Annotated in this window: 13 protein-coding genes; 8 read left to right on the top strand and 5 right to left on the bottom strand. The window is 59.9% G+C overall.

The features are described 5' to 3' along the window. Together FP026_RS29620 and FP026_RS29615 are read right to left on the bottom strand one after the other, a co-directional pair. The coding region (locus FP026_RS29620; RefSeq protein ID WP_149638117.1) for an ATP-binding cassette domain-containing protein at positions 1 to 482 on the bottom strand (482 nt) is incomplete at its 3' end. A gap of 245 nt (positions 483 to 727) precedes the next feature. Continuing rightward, positions 728 to 1558 carry an SDR family NAD(P)-dependent oxidoreductase gene (locus FP026_RS29615; RefSeq protein ID WP_149638116.1) on the bottom strand — a complete coding sequence of 277 codons (831 nt, stop codon included), beginning with the start codon at positions 1556 to 1558 and terminating at the stop codon, positions 728 to 730. A 295-nt stretch (positions 1559 to 1853) separates the two neighbouring features. Between FP026_RS29615 and FP026_RS29610 the strand changes: the two genes are divergently transcribed. From FP026_RS29610 to FP026_RS29590, 5 genes are all read left to right on the top strand, one after another. Further along, complete coding sequence (locus FP026_RS29610) at positions 1854 to 2894, top strand: cysteine synthase A (RefSeq protein WP_149638115.1); 1041 nt, start codon at positions 1854 to 1856, stop codon at positions 2892 to 2894. Between the two features lie 4 nt (positions 2895 to 2898). Next, the gene (locus FP026_RS29605) at positions 2899 to 3636 is read left to right on the top strand and encodes an alanyl-tRNA editing protein (RefSeq protein WP_149638114.1); all 738 of its coding nucleotides are present in this window, start codon (positions 2899 to 2901) and stop codon (positions 3634 to 3636) included. A 66-nt stretch (positions 3637 to 3702) separates the two neighbouring features. Beyond that, positions 3703 to 4560 (top strand): 3-mercaptopyruvate sulfurtransferase, encoded by an 858-nt coding sequence (gene sseA, locus FP026_RS29600; protein WP_149638113.1) that lies wholly within the window; start codon positions 3703 to 3705, stop codon positions 4558 to 4560. Positions 4561 to 4562: 2 nt separating this feature from the next. After that, positions 4563 to 5129, top strand: a complete 567-nt coding sequence (locus tag FP026_RS29595) for a GNAT family N-acetyltransferase (protein WP_149638112.1) — start codon at positions 4563 to 4565, stop codon at positions 5127 to 5129. A gap of 81 nt (positions 5130 to 5210) precedes the next feature. Next, positions 5211 to 5720 carry a DUF1203 domain-containing protein gene (locus FP026_RS29590; protein WP_149638111.1) on the top strand — a complete coding sequence of 170 codons (510 nt, stop codon included), beginning with the start codon at positions 5211 to 5213 and terminating at the stop codon, positions 5718 to 5720. A 17-nt stretch (positions 5721 to 5737) separates the two neighbouring features. On the opposite strand, the gene ald is transcribed toward FP026_RS29590, so the two are convergent. Further along, positions 5738 to 6856, bottom strand: coding sequence for an alanine dehydrogenase (ald, locus tag FP026_RS29585; protein ID WP_149638110.1), 1119 nt, complete (start codon positions 6854 to 6856; stop codon positions 5738 to 5740). 152 nt (positions 6857 to 7008) lie between these two features. On the opposite strand from ald, the gene FP026_RS29580 reads away from it, so the two are divergent. Continuing rightward, positions 7009 to 7470, top strand: a complete 462-nt coding sequence (locus FP026_RS29580; RefSeq protein WP_149638109.1) for an Lrp/AsnC family transcriptional regulator — start codon at positions 7009 to 7011, stop codon at positions 7468 to 7470. Positions 7471 to 7476: 6 nt separating this feature from the next. Here the strand turns inward: FP026_RS29580 and FP026_RS29575 are convergent, their stop codons facing one another. After that, positions 7477 to 8280, bottom strand: coding sequence for an endonuclease/exonuclease/phosphatase family protein (locus tag FP026_RS29575; RefSeq protein WP_149638108.1), 804 nt, complete (start codon positions 8278 to 8280; stop codon positions 7477 to 7479). Positions 8281 to 8439: 159 nt separating this feature from the next. On the opposite strand from FP026_RS29575, the gene FP026_RS29570 reads away from it, so the two are divergent. Together FP026_RS29570 and FP026_RS29565 are read left to right on the top strand one after the other, a co-directional pair. Next, the gene (locus FP026_RS29570; RefSeq protein WP_149638107.1) at positions 8440 to 8799 is read left to right on the top strand and encodes a PilZ domain-containing protein; all 360 of its coding nucleotides are present in this window, start codon (positions 8440 to 8442) and stop codon (positions 8797 to 8799) included. 137 nt (positions 8800 to 8936) lie between these two features. Continuing rightward, on the top strand, positions 8937 to 10925 hold the full coding sequence (locus FP026_RS29565; RefSeq protein ID WP_149638106.1) for a bifunctional 2',3'-cyclic-nucleotide 2'-phosphodiesterase/3'-nucleotidase: 1989 nt from the start codon (positions 8937 to 8939) through the stop codon (positions 10923 to 10925). 153 nt (positions 10926 to 11078) lie between these two features. On the opposite strand, the gene FP026_RS29560 is transcribed toward FP026_RS29565, so the two are convergent. Further along, positions 11079 to 12047, bottom strand: coding sequence for a LysR family transcriptional regulator (locus tag FP026_RS29560; protein WP_149638105.1), 969 nt, complete (start codon positions 12045 to 12047; stop codon positions 11079 to 11081). Positions 12048 to 12063 lie beyond the last annotated feature (16 nt).

The following is a 12063-nucleotide window of genomic DNA, read 5'->3' as shown; positions in this document are numbered from 1 at the left end:
AGCGGCTCGTCGAAAAGGAAGACCTTCGGCTCGCGGATGATGGCGCGGCCCATGGCGACGCGCTGGCGCTGGCCGCCGGAAAGCTCGGCCGGCTTGCGGGCGAGGAAATCTTCGAGGCCGACGATCCTGGCGGTTTCCTTGATGCGGCGATCGCGCTCGGCGCGCGGCACGCCGGCGACCTTCAGCGCGTAACCCATGTTGGCTGCAACATCCATGTGTGGATAGAGCGCATAATTCTGGAAGACCATGGCGCAGCCGCGCTCGCGCGGCTCGAGCTGATTGACCACCTTGCCGTCGATGACGATCTCGCCCGAGGAAATATCCTCAAGGCCGGCGATCATCCGCAGCAGCGTAGACTTGCCGCAGCCGGAAGGCCCGAGGATGACGACGAACTCGCCCGATCGGAAATTCAGATCGACGCCATGGACGACCTGATTGCGTCCATAGGCCTTGCGAACTTGTTCGATCCGGATTTCCGCCATGTTAATCTTCCCCGCCTGTCAATTCTGGGCCGTCAATCGGGTGGACTGCTAGCGAATTTGCATTACAGAACAGTGACAAGCATCCCTTATATCACAAACCGCATCCAGATTTCCTCACGAGAGTTGCGGTGTCATTTCGCGGTAAAACGCGCATTGGTGGAACTATTTTGCGACAGACATCGTATGCTGGTTCCGGCAGCCACAAATCAGATGCCCGCGCGTTCCTGAAAAAGGATGGAGAGACGCTATTCCGCCGGATGCGGGGTTACGCGCGGACCGACGGATCGCCCCTTGTGACCGACGCCGAGAAAATATCTCAGCACCCGGAAATAAAGGCTATAGGGCAGGAATTTCAAAAGCTTTGCCCGGAAAACCAGGCTCTTTGGGAAGCAGATGTCGAAGGCCGATGATTTCAATCCGGCTGATATCGCATCGGCCGCCTGCTGCGCCGACACTATATCGGGCATTTCGAACTTGTTCTTTGCCGTCAACGGCGTATCGACGTAACCGGGAGTGACGAGCTGAATACGGATGCCCATGCGATCGAGCTCGAAATTCAAGCTCTCGGCCATGTTGATGAGTGCGGCCTTGCTGGCTCCATAAGCAGCGCCGCCGGGCAGGCCGCCATAGCCGGCGGCGGAAGATACGAGGGCAACCTGGCCGTATCCTCTGGCGCGCATATGCCGGACCGCCGGAACGAGACAGTTGACGACGCCATGAAGATTGACGGCAAAACTGCGCTCGAACGCCTCGTGATTGAGGTCTTCGCCGCGTGCGGGCAGATAGATGCCGGCGTTCAGGACCATCAAAGCGATCGGGCCATGCTGATATTCGATGGCCGCGACGGTGTGTTCCATGTCCTCGGCATCGGTCACATCGCCGTCGAGCACGACGATGCTGCCGGCAAGTGCGCTCGCCTCGGCCTGCAAAGCCAGAAGCTTGTCATGGCTGCGGGCGGTCACGGCAACCTTATAGCCTTCTTCCGCCAGTTTCAGCGCAAGCGCGCGGCCGATACCGGAACTCGCGCCGGTAATCCAGACGACTCCATGTTCAGGACGTGCGATGAACGGGCTCATGGCTCTTCTCCTTGGCTGGCGGCCGCCTGAATCAAACGCTTTACCGCGGCCGTCCGTGGCATTTTAGAGATAGCGTATCATTGTGGCCGCTTTCGGCCTCTTTGGCGGCCCAGCGAGGAAAACAATATCACCGAATGGAGACGGGCGTGCCACGTGGCAGACTTCGGCCAACAAAGGTTGCCAAGTCGAATTTTGCGGTACGAACAAATAGCGAGGAACAGAATTTCTTGCCTATGCCGCCTTGTGAAGGGAAAAGACCGTTCTTACAGTAGTTGCGAACAGAAGGCAGATTCCAATGACCGTCCATCCGTCCGTCCTCGAAGCAATTGGCAATACGCCGTTGATCAAGCTCAAGGGCGCCTCCGAGGCGACGGGCTCGACCATTCTCGGCAAGGCCGAATTTCTCAATCCCGGCCAATCGGTGAAGGATCGCGCCGCGCTCTACATCATCCGCGATGCCGAGAAGAAGGGGCTGCTGAGGCCTGGCGGCGTCATCGTCGAAGGCACGGCCGGCAATACCGGCATCGGCCTGACGCTGGTTGCCAAGGCGCTCGGCTATCGCACCGTCATCGTCATTCCTGAAACACAGAGCCAGGAAAAGAAGGACGCGCTGAAGCTGCTCGGCGCCGAGCTGGTCGAGGTTCCCGCCGTTCCCTACAAGAACCCGAACAACTACGTGAAGGTCTCGGGCCGGCTTGCCGAACAGCTGGCCAAGACCGAGCCGAACGGCGCGATCTGGGCCAACCAGTTCGACAACGTCGCCAACCGCCAGGCGCATATCGAGACGACCGCCAAGGAAATCTGGGCCGACACATCAGGCAAGGTCGATGGCTTCATCTGCTCGGTCGGCTCCGGTGGGACGCTCGCGGGCGTCGCCATGGGCCTGCATGCCTTCAACAAGGATATCAAAATCGGTATTGCCGATCCGGAAGGTGCTGCCCTCTATGAATTCTACAAGAACGGCGAGCTGAAATCCTCCGGCTCCTCGATCACCGAAGGCATCGGACAGGGCCGCATCACCGCGAACCTGGAAGGTTTCACGCCCGACTTCGCTTATCAGGTCACCGATGCCGAAGCCCTCCCGTATGTCTTCGATCTGGTCGAGCATGAGGGCCTGTGCCTCGGCGGGTCGACCGCCATCAACATCGCCGGCGCGGTTCGCCTCGCCAGGGATCTCGGCCCCGGACATACGATCGTGACCATCCTGTGCGATTACGGCAATCGCTACCAGTCCAAGCTCTTCAATCCCGATTTTCTGAAGTCGAAGGGCTTGCCGCTGCCGGGCTATCTCGAAAAGCGGGCGGATATCGCCGTCCCATACGAAACAACAGCGTGATCTGATGACCGTCAATGCCCTCTATCGTGACGATTTCTATCTCTCGACCGCCGAAGCAGTCGTAACCGCAATCCACGAAGACGGGGGCATCGAGCTCGATCAAACCTGCTTCTACGCCACCTCGGGCGGCCAGCCGGGCGATACGGGTTTCCTGGAGCGCGGCGACGGCTCCAGGATCATGCTCGGTCAGACGAAACACGGGCCGATCAAGGACATTATCATCCATGTGCCGCTTGAGGGCCAATCCCTGCCCATCCTCGGCGAGAAGCTAGTGCTGCACGTCGACTGGGCGCGCCGCTATAAGCTGATGCGCATGCATACGGCTTGCCATCTGCTTTCCGTGGTCTGCCAATATCCAATTACGGGTGCGGCGGTCGGCGAGGATGAAAGCCGGGTCGATTTCGACATGAGCGAGACGATCGACAAGGATGAAGTGACGGCCAGGATGATGGGGCTCGTCAACGAGAACCATCCCGTTTTCGTCCGCTGGATCACGGATGAAGAGCTGATTGCCAATCCCGGTATCGTCAAATCCAAGAATGTGCGCCCGCCGATGGGCCTTGGCCGGGTCAGCCTCGTCTGCATCGGCGAGGATTCGGCCATCGACAGCCAGCCCTGCGGCGGCACGCATGTGTCGGAGACGCAGGAGGTCGGAGCAATCCACATCGCCAAGATCGAGAAGAAGGGTAAGGAAAACCGCCGCTTCCGCATTCGGTTCGGCACGCCGGCCGACGAGAATTGACCGGGCAAGCGCCTATATCCATATCCCGATACCAAAACCAATAGACCATAGCAGGGAGAGATCATCATGGCAGCGGACAAGAGCCGTTTCGTCGTATCCGCCGACTGGCTGCAAAGCGAGCTGGGCGCTAAGGACCTGCGCATCCTCGACGCATCCTTCTATCTGCCGGCGCAGAAGCGTGATGCCGATGCCGAATATGCCAGCGGCCATATTCCCGGCGCGATCCGCTTCGATCAGGACAAGATATCAGATCATTCGACCAACCTGCCGCATATGGTCCCCTCGCCCGAGTTCTTCGCGGCCGAAGTCGGCAAGCGTGGCATCAGCGAGACCGACCGCATCGTCATCTATGACGGTCCCGGCCTGTTTGCCTCGCCGCGTGTCTGGTGGCTGTTCCACATCGTCATGGGCGCGCCGAACGTCTTCGTGCTCGATGGCGGCCTGGACGGCTGGAAGGCCGAGGGACGGCCGCTGGAGACGGCTCTGCCTGCCTTCGCGCCCGCGACGTTCAAGCCCGAGTTCGACGGCAGCCGCGTCGTTTCGCTCGATGAGATGCGCGGTATTGTCGACAGCCGCTCCCTGCAGATCGCCGATGCCCGCAGCGCCGGTCGTTTCGCGGCGACGGAGCCGGAACCACGCGAAGGCATGCGCTCTGGCCACATGCCGGGAGCGAGAAGCCTGCCGTCAGGCGTCTTTGCCACGAACGGCAAGTTCAAGTCTCTGCCGGAACTGCGCGAAACGATCGAGAAGGCCGGCATCGATCTCGACAAGCCTGTAGTGACGACCTGCGGGTCGGGCATTACCGCCGCCATCATCACGCTGGCGCTCGAATCCCTCGGCCATGACAGCAACAAGCTCTATGACGGCTCCTGGTCGGAATGGGGCAGCCGGGCGGATACGCCCATTGTCACCGGTCAAGATTGAGCATGGCTGCCGTGAAAACGCCCTCGTCGATCAAGGTCCACATCACCCGCCTGGAAATGACCGCACCGCCCAAGGCAAGCCTGCCGGTGCCGGTCAATATCCAGACGGCGATCATGCGCTCGCCCAATATTCCGCTGGCCTTCTATCGCTATCTTTATCGCCAGGTGGGTGCCCGGTGGCACTGGGTGGAACGGCTGCGCCTCTCCGACGAGCAACTGACCACTGTTCTTCACGACCAACGCAACGATATCAGCGTGCTTTACGTCAACGGCGCTCCGGGCGGATTCTTCGAATATTTCCGCCAGGACGAGGAGACGATCGAGCTCAGTCATTTCGGCCTCATCGAAAATGCGCTCGGCCTCGGTATCGGCAAATGGTTCCTGCTGCAGTCGCTCTACGCCATCTGGACGCTGAACCCGCAGCGGATCATCACGACCACAAATAATCTCGATCATCCGCGGGCGTTGCAGCTCTACCAGATGTTCGGCTTTTCCCCGATCTCGACCGGCGAAGGTATCGTTCGGCCGCTGAGCGACAAGGAACTGCTCGAGCTCGCCAAGAAGAGCTAAGAGCACTGTAGCTGCAGGAATCGGGTGGCTTAGCGCCTCGATCCGGCGCATCCCATGGTGAACCTCAAGAGGAGATTTGCCATGCCTTCCATCGCCTTTGCAGCCATGCCCACCTGCGACGCCGAAGTTCTCTGGAACGGCGGCGCAGATGCCTATGGTCACCGGCCGGAGACCATGATTTCCGACGGTCCGGGCCATCCCTGCCGTCACTGCCTGCGCAATATCGATGCAGGTGAGGAACTGCTGGTCTTTGCCTATCGCCCCTTCCCGGAATTGCAGCCCTATGCGGAAACAGGTCCGATCTTTCTGCACAAGACGCCGTGCAAACGCTATGAGGCGGAAGAGGTCCTGCCGCCCGTGCTGACGACCAGCAAGGATTTCATCGTCCGCGGCTACGGGAAGAACGACCGCATCGTCTACGGAACAGGCGCAGTAACGCCGACCAGCGACATTGCGGTCTATGCGGCCTCGCTGCTTGAGCGTCCCGACATCGCCTATGTCCACATCCGCTCGGCGCGCAACAATTGCTATCAGTGCCGGATCGACAAAATCGGAGCGCCGCCATACGCGGATGCCGGCGCCTCCATCTAACGTACGCGCGATGGGCTTTACGCGACGTTCAGAATACTTTCCGGTGCAACGGCCTCATAGCCGAGCGCTTCGGCCACCGGCCGGCTGGTGATGCGACCCTTGTGGACATTGAGGCCATTGCGGAGATGCTTGTCTTCCGCGATGGCGCGCAGGCCGCGATCAGCGAGCGCGAGGCCGTGATAGATCGTGGCGTTGTTGAGCGCATGCGCCGAGGTGACGGGAACCGCGCCTGGCATGTTGGCGACGCAGTAGTGCACCACGCCTTCGACCACATAGGTCGGATCCGAATGGGTCGTCGCATGCGAGGTTTCGAAGCAACCGCCCTGGTCGATGGCGACATCGACGATGACCGATCCATTCTTCATGCCGGACAGCATCTCGCGCGTCACCAGCTTTGGTGCTGCTGCACCGGGAATGAGGACGGCACCAATCACCAGATCGGCGGAGAAGACCTCATCTTCCAGCGCCTGGATACTGGAATAGCGGGTATGGACGCGGCCGTTGAAGATATCGTCGAGCTGGCGCAGGCGCGGCAGCGAACGATCGAGAATGCTGACATCGGCACCGAGGCCGGCTGCCATCTTGGCCGCATGCAGCCCGACGACGCCGCCGCCGATGATCGCCACCTTGGCCGGCAGCACGCCCGGCACGCCGCCGAGCAGGATGCCGAGGCCGCCATTGGCCTTTTGCAAGGCCGTCGCGCCCGCCTGGATCGACAGGCGGCCGGCAACTTCGGACATCGGCGCCAATAGCGGCAGGCCGCCGCGCTCGTCGGTGACGGTTTCGTAGGCGATGGCAGTGACGCCCGAAGCGAGCAGGCCCTTGGTCTGCTCCGGATCGGGCGCGAGATGCAGATAGGTGTAGAGAAGCTGGCCTTCGCGAAGCTGGGCCCACTCCGAAGGCTGCGGCTCTTTGACCTTCACGATCATGTCGCACTTCTCGAAGATGTCCTTGGCGCTTGCGGCGATCTTGGCACCGGCGGCCGCATAGGCATGATCATCGGCGCCAATGCCGGCGCCAGCCTTCGTCTCGACCCAGACTTCGTGGCCATGGGCAACGTATTCGCGAACGGACGCCGGCGTCAGGCCGACGCGATATTCGTGGTTCTTGATTTCCTTGGGGCAGCCAACGCGCATTTCATTCCTCCTCGAATGCTTTTGCGTCTTTCATTCTCTCCAACCGAAATCAGACCACCACCGCGCCGCAATGTCCTTGCAAAGACGATTTGCCCTGCGGTCATTTTTCGTGATTTATTGCGCAAATAGGAATTTCTTCGAAAGATCTTCGAATGTCCGACCTCGATGCCATCGATCATTCGATTCTGCGGATGCTGCAGCAGAACGCCAGGATCACCAATGCGGAACTGGCCGAGAAGGTCGGCCTGTCACCCTCGGCCTGCTCACGCCGACTCGATATCCTCGAAAAGAGCGGCGTCATCGACGGCTATCACGCGCATCTCTCGCATAAAGCGCTTGATTATAAGATGATCGCCTTCGTGCACATCTCTCTGTCAGGCCAGTTCGCGAAGACGCTTTCGGAATTTGAAACAGCGGTGAAGCGCTGTCCGAATGTGCTTGCCTGCTATCTCATGTCCGGGGAATACGACTATATAGTGCGCGTTGCCGCGCGGGACCTCGAAGACTACGAGCGCATCCACCGGGATTGGCTTTCCGCGCTGCCACATGTCGTGAAGATCAATTCCAGCTTTGCGCTGCGCGAGATCATCGAGCGGCCGAATGTCGGCGTGTGACCTTCGTCAGCGCAGATCCAGCAGCAGGGCGCGGTGATCCGAGACTTCGGGCTCTGCGACAGGATCGAAACGGATGACCTCGACATTCGACGTCACCAGCATGTAATCGGCAAAACGGGGCTGCTTGCGATAATGGGACGTACGCGTATCGTCATGTCCCCGCGAGGTGACAAGATCGACAAGCCCCAGGCTGCCGAAGATTTCGAAGGTCTCGCTATCCGGCAGCACATTGAAATCACCGCAGACGACTAGCCGGTCGCCATCCTGCTTCACCTGACTGACGAGCTCGACCAGCGCATTGGCCTGATGGCGGCGTGCAGGCGTATCGCCCTTGCCTTCCAGATCACGCAGGCCATGCATATGGGCAATGGTGATGGGATAGCCGCGCTGGTAGTCGAAGAGGCGGATGCAATGGGCATTGCGCGAGCGTGGATGCGGCCCATAACCATCGGCCGAAAATTCACCATGAATGAACCCAGCTGCCTGAGCGATGACAGGATAGTTCCTGCGCACGAAGGTCGCCAAGCCGAATTCGGAGTCAAATCGCCGATCACCGTCGAATAGATCACCCCGTGCAACCGGAAGAAAGAAGGCATCGTAAGCCGGCAAAGCAGCTTTCAGCTCCTCGAAGAGATTGGTGCGCTGCAAGAGTTCAACACCATGGTCGCGATAAACCAGCCATTCGGATTGCGCGTCGTGCGTGCGAACCACTTCCTGCAGGCACAGGACATCTGCGTCGACATCGGCGAGATAAGGCATAAGCGGATCATGCAGCCGACCGCCCCATGCATTCAAAGAAACGATGCGCATGTTCAGCCTCTCTCAACATTCACATAGCGGCCGCGTTCGGCACCGATTTCCGGTATCGATTCGATACGGCCATCTACAATTTTAACGTTTATCCTAAGCATCCCTCAATGCACACCTGCTATCCACAGTCGGAAAAGATGCGCGAGCCGGGATAACGTCATGCAGTTCTCTTCGAAATCTCTCGTTCAAGACAATCTGAAAATCAAGACGCGAGGTTCGCCGCGCCATCACGCCCGGCTCATGGGCCAGGTTCGATATTTCACCAAGCTCGTCGCCGGCCGTGTAGTCGATATTTCCACAAGCGGCATCGCTCTCGACCTGCAGGCGCCGCTCTATGCGGCCGCCGGCAGCAAGGTTCGCGTAGAATGCGAGGACATCGGTCTGCTCGACGGTTTCGTGCGCTGGGCCCATAATGGCCGCATCGGCATCGAATTCGATCGCTCGTCCAACGCATCGGCGAAAGTCGCGTCCTATTTCCGCTTTTTCCACAAGGACATAAAGCCGGTTCTCAAGCGCTGATCGAATGTCGGCGCAAGCCGGCTACGATCCACAATAAGCCTGTCACATTCCTGGTGCACACCTTCAAAAATCGTCCTAATCTCCCTCGCCCGAGAGATGATCGACGGACCATAGCCCCATCGTTGAAGGAGTGTCTTATGTCTTCCATTCTGGATTTGCCCAGCATGTCGCGCCGTTCCCTGCTGCAAGGCCTGAGTGCTGCGGCAGCGCTGATCGTGCTGCATCCTTTCGCCGCCCGCGCCGCTGGCAATCAGGCGCATCTGCGTCTCATGGAAACGACCGACATTCACGTCAACGTCTTCCCCTATGACTACTATGCCGACAAGCCGAACGACACGATGGGCCTGACGCGCACGGCAACGATCATCGACAATATCCGCGCCGAAGCCACCAACTGGCTCCTCATCGACAATGGCGACGTGCTGCAGGGCAATCCGATGGGCGATTACATGGCCTATCAGCACGGCATGAAGGACGGCGACGTCCATCCGGTCATCAAGGCGATGAACACGCTCGGCTATTCCGTGGGCACGCTCGGCAATCACGAATTCAACTACGGCCTCGACTTCATGTTCAAGGTGCTGGCTGGCGCAAACTTCCCGTTCGTCTGCGCCAACCTGACCAAAGGCCAGCTTGCCTCCGACCCGACGAAGGACGACCTGTTCTTCAAGCCCTATCTGATCCTCGAAAAGACGATCAAGGACGGCGCCGGCAATGAAAGCCCAATCAAGATCGGCTTCATTGGCTTCGTGCCGCCGCAGATCATGCTCTGGGATATCAAGAACCTCGAAGGCAAGGCGCAGACGCGCGATATCGTCGAAGCTGCCAGGGCCTGGGTTCCTGTGATGAAGGCCGAAGGCGCCGATATCGTCATCGCTCTCTCGCATTCTGGCATCGACGGCAGCGGCCCGAGCGAGAAGATGGAAAACGCTTCGCTCTACGTCGCGGCGGTCGATGGCATCGATGCCGTCTTCACCGGCCACCAGCATCTCGTCTTCCCCGGTCCGAAGACCTGGGACGGCATCAAGGACGCCGATCCGGTCAAGGGCACGCTGCACGGCAAGCCCGCCGTCATGGCCGGCTTCTGGGGCTCGCATCTCGGCCTCATCGACCTGCTGCTCGAGAAGGACGGCAAGAGCTGGAAGATCGTCGACTTCACCTCCGAAGCGCGGCCGATCTACCATCGCGACGACAAGAAGAAAGTCGTCGCCGATGTCGCCGACAAGAAGGAAGTCGTGGAAGCTGCAAAGGCCGAGCATGAGGCGACGCTGACCTACGTGCGAACGCCTGTCGGCAAGACCTCCGCGCCGCTCTACTCCTATTTCGCGCTGGTGGCCGACGATCCGTCGGTGCAGATCGTCAGCCAGGCGCAGGTCTGGTACATCAAGGACATGCTCAAGGAGACGCAATACAAGGACCTGCCGGCTCTTTCGGCTGCAGCCCCCTTCAAGTGCGGCGGCCGCAACGGCGCCGACTATTATACCGACGTCCCCGCCGGCAACATCGCCATCAAGAATGTCGCCGACCTCTACCTCTATCCCAACACGGTGCAGGCCGTCGTCATCAACGGCGCCCAGGTCAAGAACTGGCTGGAGATGTCGGCTGCGATGTTCAACCAGGTGCAGCCGGGCGCCAAGGATGCGGATCTCATCAACAATGGCTTCCCGTCCTATAATTTCGACGTCATCGACGGTGTCACCTACCAGATCGACCTCTCGCAGCCGCGCCGCTTCGGCGATGACGGCAAGGTTCTGAATGCCGATGCAAACCGTATTCAGAACCTGCAATTCGACGGCAAGCCGATCGACGCGGCGCAGAAGTTCCTGGTCGTCACCAATAACTACCGCGCCGGCGGCGGCGGCAACTTCCCGGAAATCGCGGCGGACAAGGTCGTCTATCAGGCGCCCGACACCAACCGCGACGTCATCGTGCGCTATGTCCACGAGCAGGGCACGATCAACCCGACCGCCGACGGCAACTGGACCTTCAAGCCGCTGCCGGACACGACAGTACGGTTCCAGAGCTCACCAAAGGCCAAGGATTTCCTCGATCAGGTCAAGAGCGTGAAGATCGAAGACGCCGGCGAAGGCGCCGACGGCTTCCGCAGCTACCGGTTGGTTCTGTAATCACTGAAGTTGTTGGCCTCTCCCTGAAAAGGGGGATTGCCGCATATAAATGAGGTCGTTGCCACGCAATTCCTTCTCCCCAGTGGGGAGAAGGAATTCACGACACCGAGAGCCTTATAAACAATTGCCTACGGCAACGAGGGGAGGACCATTTCACTCCGCCGCCAGGCGCTTGTCGTCTGGATGGAACATGTCGACCGCCGCCTTGAAGTCCTCCTGATTCGGGCACCGCGACAGGCGATCGCGGAAAGCTTCGATCAGCCAGGCGGCTGCAGGACCCGGAGGATTGTCGACCTTGCGCACCGCATAGAGCGGATACTCGCTTTGATCATAGGCATCGAGCGCCAACGGCACGAGCCTGCCCTTCTGCAGATCCTCCATGATGAGCGAGGCCGGCAGGCCGCCCCAGCCGAGACCGCCGCGAATCAGCTGATGCTTCGTGGCGATATCGCTGAGATGCCAGATCTTGTAGGAGAGGACATTGAAATCCTTGCCATTGGTGAGGTTCGACGCGTCGGTGACGACCAATTGCACTTCTTCGCGCACATCGGCGAGCGTCAGCGGCCGCCCCAGCAAAGCGAGCGGATGCGTCGGGGCTGCGACCGGCATCATGAAGGAATGCCCAATGCGCTCGATGACCAGGGCGTCATCCTGCTTTAGCACCGAACCGCCGATACCGATCGTCGACCGGCCGCTGGCGACGAGCTCAAGCATCGAGCCCAGTTCGCCGGTGTCAAGGCGCAGGGAAACATAGGGGAAGCGATCCCGAAATTCCCGCAGCACATCGACGGTGGCATGGACGGGCACCATGACGCTGATGGCTACGGACACCTCCGCCTCGAGTCCGCTCTTCAGACCCTTCACTCTCGCTCGCATTACCTGGAGATCGGAAAGAATGCGGCGGGCATCCTCCAGCATCACCCTGCCCGCATCCGTCAGCTTCGGCTGGCGCGAGCCGGACCGCTCGAACAGCGGCATTTCGAGCTGGGCCTCCAGATTGGCAATCGTGTAGCTGATCACCGATTGCGCGCGGTTGAGCGTACGCGAGGCGGCGGAGAAACTGCCTGATTCAGCGACGGTCAGAAAGACCTGCAATTGGTCGAGGGTGGGATTAGGGAGCATCTGCCATCCATTCTAT

It is taken from the genome of Martinezella tropici (genome assembly GCF_008370325.1).
In the GTDB taxonomy this organism is placed as follows: Bacteria; Pseudomonadota; Alphaproteobacteria; order Rhizobiales; family Rhizobiaceae; genus Rhizobium; species Rhizobium tropici_B.
The sequence above is the reverse complement of the archived record's forward strand: the minus strand, read 5'-3'. Positions and strand labels throughout refer to the sequence as shown.